19 protein-coding genes are annotated in these 16819 nt (G+C 71.6%); 15 read left to right on the forward strand and 4 right to left on the reverse strand.

Going from position 1 to position 16819, the window contains the following annotated elements; translation table 11 throughout:
* Positions 1-171: 171 nt before the first annotated feature.
* Positions 172-510, reverse strand: coding sequence for a zinc ribbon domain-containing protein (locus AB0C35_RS32725; protein WP_358464686.1), 339 nt, complete (start codon positions 508-510; stop codon positions 172-174).
* Positions 464-1465: a transposase gene (locus tag AB0C35_RS32730; protein ID WP_358464502.1), complete on the reverse strand. Its 1002-nt coding sequence runs from the start codon at positions 1463-1465 to the stop codon at positions 464-466. Before AB0C35_RS32730 ends, AB0C35_RS32725 begins: the two co-directional genes overlap by 47 nt.
* A gap of 28 nt (positions 1466-1493) precedes the next feature.
* Here AB0C35_RS32730 and AB0C35_RS32735 point away from each other — a divergent pair, with 28 nt between their 5' ends.
* Positions 1494-1697, forward strand: coding sequence for an Arc family DNA-binding protein (locus tag AB0C35_RS32735; RefSeq protein ID WP_358464505.1), 204 nt, complete (start codon positions 1494-1496; stop codon positions 1695-1697).
* Here the strand turns inward: AB0C35_RS32735 and AB0C35_RS32740 are convergent.
* Positions 1694-2617, reverse strand: a complete 924-nt coding sequence (locus AB0C35_RS32740; RefSeq protein WP_358464508.1) for a hypothetical protein — start codon at positions 2615-2617, stop codon at positions 1694-1696. The genes AB0C35_RS32735 and AB0C35_RS32740 overlap by 4 nt on opposite strands.
* A 369-nt stretch (positions 2618-2986) precedes the next feature.
* On the opposite strand from AB0C35_RS32740, the gene AB0C35_RS32745 reads away from it, so the two are divergent.
* A complete protein-coding gene (locus tag AB0C35_RS32745) occupies positions 2987-3745 on the forward strand; it encodes a FadR/GntR family transcriptional regulator (protein WP_358464511.1) in 759 nt (252 codons plus the stop codon).
* 2 nt (positions 3746-3747) lie between these two features.
* On the opposite strand, the gene AB0C35_RS32750 is transcribed toward AB0C35_RS32745, so the two are convergent.
* A complete protein-coding gene (locus AB0C35_RS32750; protein ID WP_358464514.1) occupies positions 3748-4536 on the reverse strand; it encodes an enoyl-CoA hydratase/isomerase family protein in 789 nt (262 codons plus the stop codon).
* Between the two features lie 195 nt (positions 4537-4731).
* Between AB0C35_RS32750 and AB0C35_RS32755 the strand changes: the two genes are divergently transcribed.
* The 13 genes from AB0C35_RS32755 (at position 4732) to AB0C35_RS32815 (ending at position 16818) form a co-directional block, all read left to right on the forward strand.
* Entirely contained in the window at positions 4732-4953 is a 222-nt protein-coding gene (locus AB0C35_RS32755) for a hypothetical protein (protein WP_358464517.1), read from the forward strand.
* Positions 4954-5150: 197 nt separating this feature from the next.
* Complete coding sequence (locus tag AB0C35_RS32760; RefSeq protein ID WP_358464520.1) at positions 5151-5687, forward strand: MaoC family dehydratase; 537 nt, start codon at positions 5151-5153, stop codon at positions 5685-5687.
* Complete coding sequence (locus tag AB0C35_RS32765) at positions 5684-6718, forward strand: LLM class flavin-dependent oxidoreductase (RefSeq protein ID WP_358464522.1); 1035 nt, start codon at positions 5684-5686, stop codon at positions 6716-6718. The genes AB0C35_RS32760 and AB0C35_RS32765 overlap by 4 nt, the downstream gene beginning before the upstream one ends.
* Complete coding sequence (locus AB0C35_RS32770; protein ID WP_358464525.1) at positions 6715-7974, forward strand: CoA transferase; 1260 nt, start codon at positions 6715-6717, stop codon at positions 7972-7974. Before AB0C35_RS32765 ends, AB0C35_RS32770 begins: the two co-directional genes overlap by 4 nt.
* On the forward strand, positions 7971-9362 hold the full coding sequence (locus AB0C35_RS32775) for an MmgE/PrpD family protein (RefSeq protein ID WP_358464528.1): 1392 nt from the start codon (positions 7971-7973) through the stop codon (positions 9360-9362). Before AB0C35_RS32770 ends, AB0C35_RS32775 begins: the two co-directional genes overlap by 4 nt.
* Positions 9359-10606 carry a RidA family protein gene (locus AB0C35_RS32780; RefSeq protein WP_358464530.1) on the forward strand — a complete coding sequence of 416 codons (1248 nt, stop codon included), beginning with the start codon at positions 9359-9361 and terminating at the stop codon, positions 10604-10606. The genes AB0C35_RS32775 and AB0C35_RS32780 overlap by 4 nt, the downstream gene beginning before the upstream one ends.
* The gene (locus tag AB0C35_RS32785) at positions 10603-11103 is read left to right on the forward strand and encodes a MaoC family dehydratase N-terminal domain-containing protein (RefSeq protein WP_358464533.1); all 501 of its coding nucleotides are present in this window, start codon (positions 10603-10605) and stop codon (positions 11101-11103) included. Before AB0C35_RS32780 ends, AB0C35_RS32785 begins: the two co-directional genes overlap by 4 nt.
* Positions 11100-11555 carry a MaoC/PaaZ C-terminal domain-containing protein gene (locus AB0C35_RS32790; RefSeq protein WP_358464536.1) on the forward strand — a complete coding sequence of 152 codons (456 nt, stop codon included), beginning with the start codon at positions 11100-11102 and terminating at the stop codon, positions 11553-11555. Before AB0C35_RS32785 ends, AB0C35_RS32790 begins: the two co-directional genes overlap by 4 nt.
* Positions 11552-12700, forward strand: coding sequence for an acetyl-CoA acetyltransferase (locus AB0C35_RS32795; protein ID WP_358464539.1), 1149 nt, complete (start codon positions 11552-11554; stop codon positions 12698-12700). Before AB0C35_RS32790 ends, AB0C35_RS32795 begins: the two co-directional genes overlap by 4 nt.
* Complete coding sequence (locus tag AB0C35_RS32800) at positions 12697-13149, forward strand: OB-fold domain-containing protein (protein ID WP_358464542.1); 453 nt, start codon at positions 12697-12699, stop codon at positions 13147-13149. Before AB0C35_RS32795 ends, AB0C35_RS32800 begins: the two co-directional genes overlap by 4 nt.
* Positions 13150-14310, forward strand: a complete 1161-nt coding sequence (locus AB0C35_RS32805; RefSeq protein WP_358464544.1) for an acyl-CoA dehydrogenase family protein — start codon at positions 13150-13152, stop codon at positions 14308-14310.
* Positions 14307-15182, forward strand: a complete 876-nt coding sequence (locus AB0C35_RS32810) for a CoA ester lyase (RefSeq protein WP_358464547.1) — start codon at positions 14307-14309, stop codon at positions 15180-15182. The genes AB0C35_RS32805 and AB0C35_RS32810 overlap by 4 nt, the downstream gene beginning before the upstream one ends.
* 118 nt (positions 15183-15300) lie before the next feature.
* On the forward strand, positions 15301-16818 hold the full coding sequence (locus tag AB0C35_RS32815; RefSeq protein WP_358464549.1) for an AMP-binding protein: 1518 nt from the start codon (positions 15301-15303) through the stop codon (positions 16816-16818).
* Position 16819 lies beyond the last annotated feature (1 nt).

Here is a 16819-nt window from a genome sequence, read left to right on the forward strand (position 1 = left end):
CGACGTGGCCGGACTGCCGACCGGCGGCGGTTCCCGGCAGCTCTCCGGCCCCGGGCCGGGAGCGCGTCCCGGCGTCCGTCGCCGCAGGGCACGTGCCGACCCTCAGCGCTGCCAGAATTGACATCCTCCCCCTCTTGAGAGAGGGGGATTCCAACCCGTGCGGGTTGAGGTTCACGGACACTCGGCCGCTTGCGCGGTGTTGCCCCTCCGGCACCGGCTGAACGCCGGGGGCGGGGAATTCCGCCCTGTCCTGCCGCGATACTGATCAATGCGGTGGTGCCCAAACGCGGTGTTGCCCGCAGCGATGTTGACGGCTGCGTTGGTGTCGGCGTTGCAACTGAACCCGCAGGACACGCAGACGAACTCGGCTTGGCTCTTGCGCGAGTTCTTCTCGATCCATCCGCAGGCGCTGCACCGCAGACTCGTGTAGGGGGCGGGAACGTCTTCGATCCGGCCGGGCGCCTTATGCCCGGTGCGCCGGCGGAGCAGGCCCCAGCCCTGGGCGAGGATCGCCCTGTTGAGCCCGGCCTTCTGCCGGACGCGGCGGCCGGGCTGCTCGACCGTCCCCCCGCGCGGAGGCGGTCATGTTGGCGATGTGCAGTTTCTCGAACCGGATCACATCGAAGGACCGGGCGAGCATCGAGCTGGTCTTCTCGCACCAGTCCTTGCGGAGGTCGGCCTCACGGGCCTTGAGACCGGCGGCCTTGGCGTACTCGGCTCTCTTGCGCTCGCTGCCCCTGGGCGCGCGGGCGGCGCGACGCTGGTGTTTGCGGATCCGCGCCCGCTCCCTGCCGGTGAGTTGCGGGCAGTTCAGCCTGCGGCCGTCCGACAGGGCGGCTGTGATCTTCACACCCCGGTCGATGCCGATGACCTCACCCCTGCCCGGCCCATCGATCGGATCCGGGATCACCGCGAACGCGATGTGCCATTGCCCATTGCGGAAAGTGACACGGAACGTCTTGGCGTCGGGGAGGCAGCGGCGGGTGAGGCGGAACCTTACCCAGCCGCAGCCGGGCACTTTGACCCGCGCCCACCGCCGGTTCAGCTTCTCCACCCTCACATGCCGGTGCTGAACCTGCTTGCCCTTGGCGTTGAGCAACGGCTCACCGCCGGGGGCAAAGGCCGGGACGCGGTCGGTGCCGATGACCCGGAATCCCTCATGCCGGTACTTCTTGCGCCAGGTCGGCTCACCGAACCCGGAGTTGAAGAACGCCTGCTTGGCGTTGGCGAAGTCCTTCAGTGCCTGCTGCTGCACGTCGGCGTTCCCGGCCCGCAACCACTCGTTGGCAGTGCGGGCCTCGGTGAGCTGGCGGCACTGCTCGGCGAACCCCGGCACGGACCCGCGTCCCGGACGCCAGTGCCGGTGCTGCTCGACCGCCAGGTTCCACACATACCGGGCGTGCGCGCAGTGCAGCAGCATCTGCTGTTCCTGCTCACCCGTCGGATACATGCGGAACCTTGCCATGGCCCCATTCTAGGGCCACCCTACAAGCGTGATCAAGTTCAACTTCCGGCTACCCGAAGATCTCTACGACAGGGCCAAGGCCGCCGCGCAAGCCGACGACCGCTCCCTGAACTCGTGGCTGGTGTCGCTCGTACGACACGCCGTTGAGCAGGGTGCGACCCCGGATCACCTTGACGGCGACCCGGCAACCCCTGACCCGCCACGCGGGAGTCGGCATTCCACCAGGCCCTAGAGACCGGGGGAACGCTGCCAGAACTGGAAGCAGGCGCCGTAGCGGGAACGCAGGCCCAACTGAGGACCTTCGGCGGTCTCGATGACACCCGTGGAAGGGCCGTGATCGCCACTGGCAAACCCGGCGGCGAGGGCTTCGAGATCGTTCATCGCACAGCCCGCGACGGCCCTCGGGTAGGCGTGCGGCGGCCGGGGTTCGGCGGGAGTGATGTGCTGGACGAACTCCAGGCGGGCATTCCGGGACGTCGGGCCCCGGGCGATGACGGCGTCGAAGCCCTCACCGGAGGCTAGTCCGAGCAGCCGCTCCACCGCGGGGCCATCGAAGCGATCCGAGAAGTAGACGCGGCCGCCGAGGACGTCCTCCACGAACGCCCGCGCGCCGGGGAGGTCGCCGGTGGCGAACACGATGGCGTTGACCTCGCTGACGTCGACCTCGGGCCGTTCGCCGAGGACGCACCGCGTCCGGCCTTCGCGGTACTGGACGAACGCGTGCCGCAGCCCCGAGACGGTCTGGTCGAGCATGCGCTCCCTGACCGGGTACTCGGTGCCCGGGAGGAGGTAGTCGACGGGGTCGGCGACGAACGTCCACCCGCGCTCGGCGATCATGTCCTCGGTGGCGGCGGGGTCGCGCAGGTAGAAGTCGAGCGCGTAGGGCCCGGGACGGTCGGGGCGGCCGGCGGCGTCGGGGCGCGGAAGGCCGGGCACGGCGACGAGCCGGATCCATCCGCCCTTGCTTCCGTGCTTGCCGAGCAGGACGGAGGACGTGGGAGGCCGCGGCAGGTCCCACAGGCCCGCCCAGGTCTCGGGGTCCTCGACGGGTCCCTCCTCGACGATCTCGAAGCCCATCGCGTCCACGTAAAGGCCGAGCAGAGGTTCGGTGTCGGCCACCGGCAGGACCACGATGTCGATACCATCGAACATTTCCCGACCCCCATCGCCCGCCGCGGCCCCTCACCGTCCCGGCCGCGCTAAAGTCTGACATATTGCCTTGGATCCACCAAGTCTACGGGGCCGCGTCGCGAAGAGCGATGCCCGCCGCCATCACCGGGCCTCCGGCGCAGGTTCACGACGGTGTCCGAGGTTTACTCCAGTCCACCTGGACAAGCCTCTGGTGCCGGTGGGCGACACATCCCTGGCCCGGGCGTCACCATCCCGCGCGCCACCCGGGGGCATGATGTCTGATGTATACTCGATCCTGCTGTGAGTCCCGATGGCGCGGAGTTCCCGACTCAAGAACCAGCACCTCACAAGCCCCGGCGGTACCAGAGGCCCTACCAGGGGGACGGCTACGTGTCCAGCACCAATGACAACACCTCCGGCGGCCGCTCCGGTACCGGGGCGGCGACCGCCCTGCCGGTCAGCCGGCTGCGCCCCGCCTACCAGCAGGTCGCCGACCAGCTGCGGGAGCTGATCCTCGACGGGTCGCTCGCGCCGGGCGACCGCCTCCCGCCGGAGGGCGAGATCGGCGGCAACTTCGGCGTGAGCCGCAGCACGGTCCGCGAGGCGCTGCGCGTGCTGGCCTCCCAGGGCCTGGTCAAGACGGTTCGCGGCACCACCGGCGGCACGTTCGTCTCGCACATCGAACCCGATCAGATCAGCGACTTCCTGGAGGCCGGGATCGGGCTGATGTCGGGTTCGGCGGCGCTGCCGCTGGCGGCCATCCTCGAAGCCCGCGAGATGCTGGAGGTGCCCGCGATCGCCGTCGCCGCCGAGCGCCGCCAGCAGAAGCACCTCGACGCGCTGCACGCAGCCATAGAGCGCGAGCAGCGCTCCCGCGGCCGGAGCATGAAGTTCCAGGAGCACCGGCACTTCCACGGGATCATCATGGAGGCGACCGGGAACGGGCTGCTCACCATGATGACGCAGCCGGTCTTCCACGTCCTGCGGAGCCGGTTCCTGAGCGCCGACGAGCCCACCGAGTTCTGGGCGCAGGTCGACGAACAGCACGAGCGGATCATCACCCTGCTCGAAGCGCGCGACGGCGAGGCGGCCAGCGCGGCCATGCGCGACCATTTGCACTACATCCGCCCCGCCTACCACGAAAGCTGAGGTCAGGCCCAGGTGGGCGGACGGTTCTCGCGGTAGGCGCGGAAGCCCTCCTGGCCGTCGGAGTCCGGCGGGGTGACGTAGGCGACGAACTCCTCGATCTCGGGGACGACCGCCTCCGCCAGGGGAAGTCCTTCGACCGCGGCCAACTGCCGCTTCATCGCGGCCATGCAGGCGCGTGACTTGCCGCTGAGCCCGGCGGCGAGTTCGTCCACGGCGGCGTCGAGGTCGCCGGCGGGCACGGCCTTCAGCGCGATGCCGAGGTCGACCGCCTCGGCGGCGCTGATCCACCGGCCGGTGAGGAAGATCTCCCTGGCCCGCTGGCGGCCGACGATCCGGGGCAGCCGCGCCGTGGAGCCGCCCGCGGGGATGACGCCGAACTCGGCGTGCGCGTCGGCGATCCGCGCCGTGTCGGCGATCAGCACCAGGTCGCAGGCGAGCAGCAGCTCGAACCCGCCGGCGCGGGCCAGCCCGTTGACGGAGGCGATCACCGGCATCGGCAGCCGCTCCAGCCGCAGGGTGAGCGCCGCGAGCCGCTTGGCGATCCGCTCCCACACGGCCGGGTCGGCGAACGCCTCGTCCAGCAGGGCGAGGTCGAGGCCCACGGTGAACGCGCGGCCCGTCCCGCCGATGACCAGGACGCGCGTCCCGGGGTCGGCCTCGGCCGCGCCGATCGCGGCCTCCAGCTCGTCGAGCACCCGCTCGGTCAGGCTGTTCATCGACTCCGGGCGGGTGAAGGTGATGCGCGCCACCCGGCCCCGCACCTCATAGGTCATGGTCTCCGGCGTCGGCACGGGCCCGCCCCTCCCGGACGGCGCCACGACCGTCCTTGCCATATATCTGATGTATCGACTCTGCCGAGTATCCGCAGCGTACGACCGCTCGTCAACTTCAACTTAAGCCCACTGCAGGGATGACAGGGACGTGCAACTGAGCTAAAAATCGGACATATCCAATACGGATCCGATCGAGAACAGGCAGGTGACACCGTGACCGACGCAGGCGAGGTACGGGCGGCGGCACGGCCGGTACCGGACGTGCCGCGTACGGCTTTCGCGGGGGGCTCGGCGCTCGGCGTGTCCGCGGTCCCGCTCGGGGTGGACGAGTCCGGGCGGTCCGGCAGCGTCCGGGACGTGTACGAGCTGCATGATCTGCGGCCCGGTGCGATCGGCAACGCCGCGTTGGCGGCACTTCAGCCGGCGAACCGTTGACCGAAAAACCTCTGATGTTTCGAGATACGGACGGCTCCCCCGAACCCGCAGAGACGGGCCCAAACGAACGAAACTGCAGGTACAGCCCGTAGTCTGGGTTAACCCGGAAGGTCACCCGGCTTGGACATCGGACCCGGGCTTACCCTAGAATCGATACGTCTGACTTTAACGTACCAGTGCGATGCGAGAGGACGGCCATGACGCTCAAGGACGGGTGGAAGGGACGGTTCTACGAGGACTTCCAGGTGGGCGACGTCTACCGGCATCCCCTCGGGCGCACGGTCACCGAGAGCGACAACACGTGGTTCACGCTGCTGACGATGAACACGAACCAGATGCACTTCAACGGCGAGTACGCGGCGAAGTCCGAGTTCGGCAGGCCGCTGGTCGTGTCCACCCTGACCGTGGCGATCGCGGTCGGGCAGAGCGTCATCGACACCACCCAGAACGCCTTCGCCAACCTCGGCTGGGAGGACATCCAGATGTCCAACCCCGTCTTCGCCGGCGACACCCTGTACAGCGAGTCGCTCGTGCTGGACAAGCGCGAGTCGTCGAGCCGCCCGCACGCCGGCATCGTCACCATCCGCACCCGCACCCTCAACCAGGACGGCGACGAGGTCTGCACGTTCCGCCGCACCTTCTACGTGTACAAGCGGGGCGCCGAGCCGCTGAACGACCTGTTCCCCGAGGGCAAGACGCCGCTGACCCTCGAAGCGGAGGAGGAGCGCGCATGAGGATCACCTTCGCTCCCTGGGGCGAGACGCTCGCGGAGCTGACCGACGCCGCACGCCGCGCCGAGGCGGCCGGCGCGGAGGCCATCTGGGTGCCCGAACTGCACCGCAGCGCCACCGTCGCCGCCGCCGCGATCGCGGCCGCGACCGAGCGGGCCCAGATCGGCACCGGCATCGCGCTCGCGTTCACCCGCAGCCCGATGATCACCGCGCTGGAGGCGCTCGACCTGGACGACATGTCCGGCGGCCGGTTCGTCCTCGGCCTCGGCAGCGGCGTCCAGCGGCTCAACGAGGACTGGCACAACGTGCCGTTCGGCAAGCCCGTCCGGCACATGCGGGAGGCCGTCCGCAACATCCGCGCCTTCTGGGAGACCTGCACCACCGGCGACCCGATCGACCTGCCGGGCGACGAGGAGCCGATGCGCATCCGCGGCTACCAGCGTCCCTTCGCCGTGCAGCGGACCGACATCCCCGTCTACATCGCCGCGATGGGCCCCGCCATGACCCGCCTCGCCGGAACGATCGGCGACGGCTGGATCAGCCACGAGCTGTGCTCACCGCGCTACCTGGCCGAGCAGGTCATGCCGGAGCTGGAGACCGGGATCGGCCGCACGGAGGGCAAGCGGCGCGAGGACGTCGACGTCGTCGTCTCCGCGTGCTGCTCGGTGTCCGACGACCGCGCCACCGCGCTGCGCCGCGTGTCCGGGCTCGTCGGCTTCTACGCCAGCGTCCGCACCTACGCCGATTTCTTCGCCTTCCACGGGCTGGCGGAGCAGCAGCAGGCCGTCATCGGCGCGTTCCGCAACGGCACCGGCGCCGAGCACCTCGCCGAGACGGTCTCCACCGAGATGATCGACGCGCTCACGATGGCGGGAGGACGCGACGAGGTCGCCGAGCGCATCGCCGGGTACGAGGGCCTCGCCGACTCGGTGAAGCTCAGCCCCCCGACCCACGGCCTCAGCGCCGCCGAGACCCGCGCGGCCCAGGACGAACTCCTGGCGCTGCTGCCCGACCTCACTGGGAGCGCCTCGTGAAACCTCTGGAAGACGTCCGCATCATCGCCGTCGAGCAGTACGGCGCCGGCCCGTTCGGCAGCCTGCACCTCGCGGACCTGGGCGCCCAGGTGATCAAGATCGAGGAGCCCCGGTCGGGCGGCGACGTCGGACGCTACGTCCCCCCGTACGGCGAGGGCGAGGACTCGCTGTTCTTCGAGACGTTCAACCGCAACAAGCGCAGCCTGTCCCTCGACCTGTCGACGGACGCGGGCCGCCGGGTCTTCGAGGACCTGGTGAAGGTGTCCGACGTCGTGTACTCCAACCTGCGCGGCGACGTCCCGAAGAAGATCGGCATCACCTACGACGACCTGAAGCACCTGAACCCGGCCATCGTGTGCTGCTCGCTCACCGGGTTCGGCATGACGGGGCCGCGCAGCAAGGAGCCGGGCTACGACTACGTCCTGCAGGGCCTCGCCGGATGGATGGACCTGACCGGCGAGCCGGACGGCCCGCCCACCAAGTCGGGGCTGTCGATGGTCGACTACTCCGGCGGGTTCGTCGCCGCGATCTCGCTGCTGGCCGGGCTGCACGCGGCGCGCCGCGACGGCGTCGGCATGGACTGCGACGTCAGCCTGTACGACACCGCGATCGGGCTGCTGACCTACCCGGCGACGTGGCACCTGAACGCCGGGTTCACGCCGGTGCGCACGCGCCACTCGGCGCACCCGTCGCTGGTGCCGTTCCAGGCGTTCGAGGCCAGCGACGGCTGGTTCATCGTCGGCTGCGCGAAGGAGAAGTTCTGGACGCGGCTCGCCTCCGTCGTGGGCCACCCCGAGTGGGCCGAGCCCGAGTCCGGCTTCGGGTCGTTCGCCGACCGGGGGCGCAACAAGGACACGCTGATCCCCCTCCTGGAGGACATCTTCCGGCGGCGCACCGTCGCCGAATGGCTGGAGGAGCTGTACGCCGCGTCGATCCCCTGCGGCCCCATCAACGACGTCGAGCAGGCCATGCAGGAGGAGCACACCAAGGCGCGCGGGCTGCGGGTGACGACCGAGCACCCGCGGTTCGGGACGGTGGAGCAGCTCGCCTCGCCCGTCCGGGTCGGCTCCGAGCCGCCCGAGTACCGCCGGGCGCCGCTGCGCAACGAGGACTTCGACCTGGTGATACGCGAGATCGCCGGGTATGACGACGCCACGGTGGCGGAGCTGAAGGCCGGCGGCGCGTTCGGCGACACCGCGGCGTCCGCCGAGACCACCGAGACCACCGAGACGGAGCCGGAGGCGGCGTCGCGATGATCGCACGGGAGCTTGCCGCCTGGGCGCTCGGCCTCGCCGAGGTGCCCGGGCCGGTGGGCGCCGCCGCGACCCGGCACTTGCTGGACGGGTTCGGCACCGCGCTCGGCGCCGTCCGGACGGGGGCGGCGCTGCCCGCGACCGAGGTGGCGCGCGGCCTCGGCGGCCCGCCCGAGGCGGCCGTGCTCGGCACCGGCGAGCTGCTGTCCGCGCCCGCCGCGGCCCTCGCGAACGGCACGCTGGTGCACGCTCTCGACTTCGACGACACGCACGCGGGCGGGCTGGTGCACGCGACCGCGGTCGTGCTGCCCGCCGCGTTCGCCGTCGGCCAGCAGACCGGCGCGTCCGGGCGGGAGATCCTGACGGCGGCGGTCGCCGGATACGAGACGGCCTGCCGGATCGCCGCGGCCGCGCCGCACGGCTTCCACGCGCGCGGCCTGCACGCGACGATGGTCGCCGGGGTGTTCTCGTCCGCCCTGGTCAGCGCGCGGCTCCTCGGGCTGGACGCCGACCGGGCCGCGAACGCGCTCGGCATCGCGGGCAGCCAGGCGGGCGGCCTGCTCGCCTTCCTCGGCACCGGGGCGTCGACGAAGCAGCTCCATCCGGGGTTCGCGTCGCAGTCCGGGATCATCGCGGCGCGGCTCGCGGCGGCGGGCGCGACCGGGCCGGACACCGTCTTCGACGGCCCGCACGGCGTGTTCGACACCCTCTCCGCGCACCCCGCCGACGCCGCGTCCATCGTGGACGGGCTGGGGGAGCGCTGGGAGACCACCCGGATCGGGATCAAGCCGTACGCGGCGTGCCAGCTCTCGCACGCCACGATCGGCGCGGTCCTGGACGCGATGGAGCGCGAGCGGTTCGGCCCGGACGACGTCGTGAGCGTCCACGCCCGGGTCCACCCGGACTCGGCGCCGGTCGTCTGCGACACCGCGCGCGACCTGACCCGTCCCGCGAGCCCGTACGCGGCGAAGTTCTCGCTGCCGTGGACGGTCGCGGCGCTGATCGCCGACGGCGGGCTGACCCTGGAGACCTTCGAGGCGGACTCGATCGCCAGGCCCGAGGTGACCCGGCTCGCGGCCCGCGTCCGCTGGGACGTCGCCGGCGTTCCCGGCGTCGCCGCCGCCGACGCGTCCGGCCAGGTCACGATCACGCTCGCCGGCGGCCGGGAGGTCACCGGGTCGGTGCCGCGCAGCGAGGGCGGCGGCGACCGTCCGCTCGGCCGCGCGTCGCTGCTCGCCAAGTTCCAGGGCAACGCCGGCGTCCCGGCGGCGGAGGCGGAGGAGTTCGCGGGCGTCGTCGAGACGCTCGGCGGGCAGCCGGACGCCGCCGCCGTCATGGGGGCCGCCGCGCGGCTCGCCCAGCTCACCTACAGTGCGCAGGAGAAGGAATGACACTGCAAGCGATCAAGCCCGCCGAGTTCCCGTGGTTCCCCTACGAGGGGTTCACGTTCTGCCTCGGCCTGTCCGAGGACGGCGGCGCGTGGTCGTCCGGGCACACCTCCGCCGCGCACGACGCGGCGGTCGGGAAGATGACGGTCTCGGGGACGATGGCCGAGCAGGCCCGCACCGCCTACGCGAAGGTCATGACGATCATCGAGGCGGCCGGGTACGGCCCCGGTGACGTCGTGCACGTGACGGAGAACGTCACGATCGCCGGGCTGGCCGACTACGAGGCCGCCGCGGCGGTCCGCAAGGAGGTCTTCGGCGCGCACGAGCCGACGGTGACGACCGTGGTCGTGGAGCGGCTCGTCCGGTCCGCCGCGCTGCTGGAGATCGAGATGCACGCCGTGCGGGGCGGCGGCGCGGAGCTGCTCGCGGCCAGCGAGCGGCGCGAGGCCGGGACGTGGGTGCCCTCGCCGGTCCGCGAAGGTTACGACGGCACCGTGCACCTGCCGACCATGATCCCGGTGGACGCGTCGGGCGGCATCGTCTCCCCCGGCGACTTCGCCGGCCAGTACGCGTACTGCCTCGACCAGGCCGACGTGCTGCTCCGCAAGGCCGGCCTGTCGCTCGACAACGCGGTCACGACCTACGACTACTCGACGCCGGAGACCCGGGAGGTGTACCGCAAGACCCACCGCATCCGGAAGGAGCGGCTCGGCGGCGCGGGCGTGTACCCGGGCGCGGGCGGCATCCTGATGAGCCGGCTGCACCACCCCGAGGCGCTCGTCGCGATCGACGTCACGGCGTCGCGGCACCCGCTGGAGCTGGTCAACCCGGGCTGGTCCCGGTACGACACGTTGACCTACGCGCCGGGCGTCCGGGCGGGCCGGACGCTGTTCATGTCGGGGTTCGCGGCGCTCGACATGAAGACGCAGGAGGCGCTGCACCCGGGCGACATCGGCGCGCAGGCCGAGGTCACCTACGGCTCGATCCTGCACCTGCTGGACTACGCGGGCCTCGGCCCGGCGGACCTTCTGTCGACCATCGAGTTCTGCGTCGAGTCGGCGCTGCGGGACTACCGCGCGGTCGCGCCCGTCCGGGAGCGGCTGCTGTCGCCGCCGTGGCCCGCGTCGACCGGCGCGATCTGCAAGGCGCTGCTGCGTCCGGAGTTCCTGCTCGAGGTGTTCCCGACCGCCCTCTACCCGGAGGGCGCCCCGACCACGAGGACGCCGACCACGGGGGCTGCGTCATGACGCTGCTCACCGACGACATCCGCGCGCTCGTCGGCCGGACGAAGGTCTACACCGCGCCCGAGCCGATGGGCGCCGCCGCCGGCCGGTACTTCGGCCTCGCGATCGGCGACCACAACCCGCTGTACTCCGATCCCGAGTACGCGCGGGCGCAGGGCCTCGCGGACGTGACCGCGCCGCCGACGCTGATCTGCGAGACGAACCAGTACGCGAACCTGCCGGTCGGGCCGGACGGCGACTCGGGCCACAACTGGGGCATCGAGATCCCCGGGACGCGGCGGGTGCGCGGCGGCAACCGCTACGTCTTCCACCGCCGCATCCTGCCGTCCGACATCGTCACCGCCACCTGGGAGATCACCGACGTGGCCGGCAAGACGAACCGGGCGGGCGCGGAGATGCTGATCATCACGTCGCGGGCGACGTACACGCAGCAGGACGGCGAGACGCTCGCGGAGAACGAGGAGACCGTCATTTTCGTTTCGCTGGGGGCGGGGGCATGACCGCGGCACAGGCAGTGCACAAGGCGGGGGACGTCGTACCGCCGCTGGAGCGCCGGATCGGGTTCCCCGACATGATCGCCTACGCCGGCGCCACCTGGGACTGGTACCGGCTCCACTACGACATCGAGTTCGTGAAGGCGTCGAAGCTGCCCGGCGTGGTCGTCGACGGCCAGGTGTTCGGCGCGCTGCTGGTCGAGCAGATCCAGGACTGGCTCGGGCCGAAGTGCTTCGTCCGCACGCTGGAGTTCAGCTTCAAGGCGCTGGTGTTCGCCGACGAGACCGTCCGGTGCGAGGGAACGGTCACCGAGGCGGGCGACGGCTTCGTGGACCTCGACCTGCGGGTGGTCGTCGTCGGCGACGGCGGCGAAGCCGACCGCGTCGCGGTCGCGCCCGCCCGCGCCCACGTCCTGCTGGGCGCCGCCGACGGCCCCGGCGCGGAGGGGGCGCCATGAGCACGGGTGTCGCGATCGCCGGCGCCGCCGAGTGCGACCTCGGGGTGACGAACCTGTCGATTCTCGGGCTTCAGGCGCAGGCGGTCTCGCGGGCGCTGGACGACGCGGGCCTCAGCCTGCGCGACGTCGACGGCATCGCCACGACCGGGGTGGCGCGGTTCTCGGCGACGCAGCTCGCCGACTACTTCGGGCTTGAGCCCCGCTGGACGGACTCGACCTACGCGGGCGGTTCCGCGTTCGAGATGTTCGTCGCCCGCGCCGCGCAGGCCATCCAGGCCGGGCAGGCCGAGACGATCGTCATCAGTTTCGCGTCCAACCAGCGGTCGGCCCGGTCCCGCTCGCTCGGCGGCGTGGTCGAGGACCACACGCCCGAAGCGCAGTTCGAGACGCCGTACGGCCCGCTGTACCCGCTGTCGTACTACGGGATGGCGGCGCAGCGGTACCTGCACGCCTACGGAAAATCGAGCGAGCAGCTCGCCGAGATCGCCGTGGCCGCGCGGGAATGGGCGCTGCTGAACCCCGCCGCGTTCCGCTACGGCAAGGGGCCGCTCACCGCCGCCGACGTGACCGGCTCCGCGATGATCTCCAGCCCGCTCACGGCGCTGGACTGCTGCCTGGTCACCGACGGCGGCGGCGCGATCGTCCTGACGTCCCTCGAACGGGCCCGCGACCTGCGCCGCACGCCCGTCGAGGTGCTCGGGTACGGGGAGCGGACGACGAACGCGTCGATGACCGCCGTGCCCGACCTGACCGTCACGGGCGCGGCCGGCTCCGGCGCCGACGCGTTCGCCCGCGCCGGCGTCGCCCCGGCCGACATCGACGTCGTGCAGGTGTACGACTCGTTCACGATCACGGTCGCGCTGACGCTGGAGGGGCTCGGCTTCTGCGGGCGCGGCGAGGCCCTCGACTGGATCGCCGGCGGCCGGATCAGGCCCGGCGGCGACTTCCCGCTCAACACCTCGGGCGGCGGCCTGTCCTACTGCCACCCGGGCCAGTTCGGGATTCTGCTGCTCGTCGAGGCGGTGCGGCAGCTGCGCGGCGACGCCGGAGACCGGCAGGTCCCGGACGCACGGCTCGCCGTCGCGCACGGCACGGGCGGAATCCTCTCGACGCACGCCACGGTGGTCCTGGGGGTGGACCGATGACCGATGCCTTCGAACCCGACGTCCCGGCGCCCGACGAGGTCACGGCCCCCTGGTGGGACGCGACCCGGGAGCACCGCCTCGTCCTCCAGACCTGTGCGCGCTGCGTCCGGGAGAAGCGGCCCGCCGCCCAGCATCCGCCGCGCGCGCTCTGCGTCCGCTGCGGGTCGGACGAGCTGGACTGGGTCAGGTCCGGCGGCGCCGGCGTCGTCGACTCCTTCACGGTCGTGCACCGCGCCCCGCGCCCGGACCTCGCGGTCCCCTACGTCATCGCGCGCGTGCGCCTGGCCGAAGGGGTCGTCCTCCTCACCCGTCTCCAGGGGCGGGAACCGGACGGCTGGCACATCGACGACAAGGTCCAGGTCACCTGGATCGATCTTGACGACGGGCGGGCGCTCCCCGTGTTCGTCCCGGACGCGCCGCCGTCCCCTGAGACCGAGAAAGGCAGTTAAGTGGATTTCCAGCTGAACGAGGACCAGCGCGAGTTCCGCGCCGTCCTGCGCGACTTCGTGGACAACGAGATCATCCCGGTGGCGCGCGACTGGGAGCAGTCCGGCCGCTACCCCACCGAGATCGTCAAGGGCATGCGGGACATGGGGCTGTTCGGTATCACCGTCCCGGAGGAGTACGGCGGCCTCGACCTCGACCCCGTCTCGTTCGCGCTCGTCTTCGAGGAGATCGCCCGCGGCTGGATGGGCATCGCCGGCATCCTCGGCAGCCACTCCCTCGCCTGCCGCATGATCGCGATGCGCGGCACCGAGGAGCAGAAGAGCAAGTACCTGCCGGGCCTCGCGTCCGGTGAGCGCCGCACCGGCATCGGCCTCACCGAGCCGGACGCGGGCACCGACCTCCAGGGCATCCGCACCACGGCCCGGCTGGACGGCGACCACTACGTCGTCAACGGGTCCAAGATGTGGATCACCAACGCCCGGCACGCGGACCCGCTGCCGGTGCTGGTGAAGACCGACCCGTCCGCGTCCCCGGCGCACAAGGGCATGAGCATCCTGCTCGTGGACGCCGGCACCGAGGGCTACCAGATCACCAAGGACATCCCGAAGCTCGGCTACAAGGGCACCGAGTCGTGCGAGATCGTCCTGGACAACGTCCGGGTGCCGAAGGAGAACCTGCTCGGCGGCGTCGAGGGCAAGGGCATGCAGCACGCGCTGTCCGCGCTGGAGTGGGGCCGGGTCAACATCGCCGCGCGGTCGGTCGGCATCGCGCAGCGCGCCCACGACGAGGCGCTCGCCTACGCGGGACAGCGCAAGGCGTTCGGCCAGACCATCGGCGAGTTCCAGGCCGTCCAGCTTCAGCTCGCCACCGTCGCCACGCAGCTCCAGGCGGCGCGGCTGATGGCGTACTTCGCGGCGGACGCGGTCCGGCGGGGCCGCGCCGACGGGCAGACCGGGATGGCGAAGATCTTCTGCTCGGAGGTCGCCCTCCAGGCCTCGATCGAGGCCATGAAGGTGCACGGCGGCTACGGCTACTCCACCGAGTACGAGGTCGAGCGGCTGTACCGCGACGCGATCCTGATGAGCATCGGGGAGGGCACGAACGACGTCCTGCGGACGGTCGTGGCCAAGTCGCTGCTGCGCGGCGAAACGGTCGTCCGGTGACCACCGGGCGGCTGCCGCGCAGCTACCTGTACGTCCCGGGGAACGCCCCGGACAAGCTCGGCAAGGCGCTGGCGCGCGGCGCCGACGCCCTGATCGTCGACCTTGAGGACGCCGTCCCGCCGAGCGGCAAGGACGCGGCGCGGCGCGCGGTCGCCGGCTGGCTGCGCTCCGGCCTGGAGACGGGCGGCGCCGAGCTGTGGGTCCGCGTCAACGGCGGCGGGACGGGGGAGGATGACGTCCGGGCTCTTGCCGGGATCCCCGCGCTGACCGGCCTCGTCCTCGCCAAGTCCGAGGACGCCGCGCACGTCGCGGCGGCCGCCGGGCTGCTGGCCGCCCTCGGCGACGTGACGACCCTGCTGATGCCGCTGCTGGAGACCGCGGGGGCGATCCTGGACGTGCGGGACATCGCCCGCGCGCCCAGGGTCCACCGGCTCCAGATCGGCGAGGTCGACCTCGCCGCCGACGCCGGCCTGGACCCGGGACCGGACGAGGCGGAGCTGGCGTTCGCCCGCGGCATGACCGTCATGGCGAGCGCCGCCGCCGGGCTCCGCCCGCCGGTCGGGCCGGTCTCGGTGATCACGTCCGACGCCGAGGCGCTGGCACGGTCCACCGACCGGGTGCGGCGGCAGGGCTTCGTGGGGCGGGCGTGCATCCATCCCGCGCAGATCCCGGTCGTCCACGAGGTGTTCACACCGTCGGCGGCGGAGCTCGCACGGGCCGAGGACGTCCTGGCGAGGTACGAGGCGGCCGCCGCGGCGGGATCGGGGGTCGTCCTGGACGCCGGTGGACGCCTGATCGACGCGGCCGTCATCCGCCTCGCGCGCCGCACCCTGGCCACCGCACAACCCGGGCCGATCATCACACCTAAATAAATCAGACGTATTAATGACATACCCTGCTATCACCAGAGGACCACGCAGGAAGAGCGCAGCCAGCTCCCGTTGATCGATAGATCTGACGACAGCCTGTGAGGAAGAGAGGCCGGCAGCCATGGCACAGATGAACATCGCCAGCGGGATCCGCGAGTTCGCGATCAGCACGCCGGGTGCCAACGCACTGATCGACGGGGACCGGCGGCTGACGTTCGCCGAACTGGACGACCGCAGCAACCGCGTCGCGAACCTGCTGGTGGACGCCGGCCTCAACGCCGGCGACCGCGTCGCCGTCCTGCTCGGCAACCAGCTGGAGTACGTGGAGGTCGCGGCGGGCGCCGCGAAGGCCGGCGTGGCGATGGTCCCCCTCAACCCGCGCGGCACCGCCGCCGAGCACGGCTCGCTGATCACCCGGTCCGGCGCGTCCGGCCTCATTGCCGACGCGGCGTTCGAGGACAACGTCCCCGACCTGGCCGAGGATCTGCCGCTCGCCCTCTCCCTCGGCAAGCAGGACTGGGGACGCCCCTACGACAAGGCCCTCGCGGGAGCGCGGGCGACCGACCCGCGCGTCCAGGTCAGCGAGATGGAACCGTTCTGCGTGCAGTACACGTCCGGGACGACCGGCCGGCCGAAGGGCGCGCTGCTCACCCACCGGTCCCGGGTCCTCACCATGTTCGGCTGCGCGGTCGACTTCGGCGTCGGCCCCGGCAAGCGCACCGCCGCCGTCGCGCCGATGGCGCTCGGCGCCGGGTTCTGCTTCGGCTTCGCGGGCCCGTTCATGGGCGGCCAGACGTCCATGCTGCGCCGCTGGGACCCCGAAGAACTCCTCCACATGATCGAACGCGACCGGCTCCAGACCATCTTCCTGGTGCCCACGCACGCGGTGCTGCTGCGGCAGTTCATGGAGCAGGCGCCGCGCAAGTGGGACCTGTCCAGCCTGGAGACCCTCTACTTCAACGCCGCCGCGCTGCCGGTGCCGCTGAAGGAATGGGTGATGGACACGTTCCCGCACGTCGGCGTGCACGAGATCTACGGCTCCACCGAGGCGGGCATCGTGACGAACCTGCGTCCCGCCGACGCGCTGCGCAAGCCGGGGTCGGTCGGTCACCCCTGGTGGATGACCCACCTGAAGCTCATCGACGACGACGGCCGGGAGGTCGGGCCGGGCGAACCGGGCGAGCTGTTCGGGCACTCCCCGTTCAACATGCTCGGCTACCTGGACGAGCCCGAGGCCACCGCCGAGGCGATCCGGCCGGACGGCTACCTGTCCTCCGGCGACATCGCCGTTCGCGACGAGGAGGGCTTCGTCACCATCGTCGACCGCAAGAAGGACATGATCATCTCGGGGGCGGCGAACATCTACCCCCGCGAGGTCGAAGGCGTCCTGTACGACTGCGACGGCGTCGCCGAAGTCGCCGTCGTCGGCCTCCCGGACGAGAAGTGGGGCGAGACCGTCGGCGCGTTCGTCGTGGCCCGCGACGGCCGCGGCGTCGACTTCGCCGCGCTGGAGGCGGCCGTCCGCGAACGCCTCGCCGGCTACAAGGTGCCGAGGGTGTGGAAGGCCGTGGACGAGCTTCCGAAGAACACCAACGGAAAGATCCTCAAGCGCGTCATCCGCGACACCTACGGGAGCTGAG

This window comes from Spirillospora sp. NPDC048819 (genome assembly GCF_040650055.1).
Classification (GTDB): domain Bacteria; phylum Actinomycetota; class Actinomycetes; order Streptosporangiales; family Streptosporangiaceae; genus Spirillospora.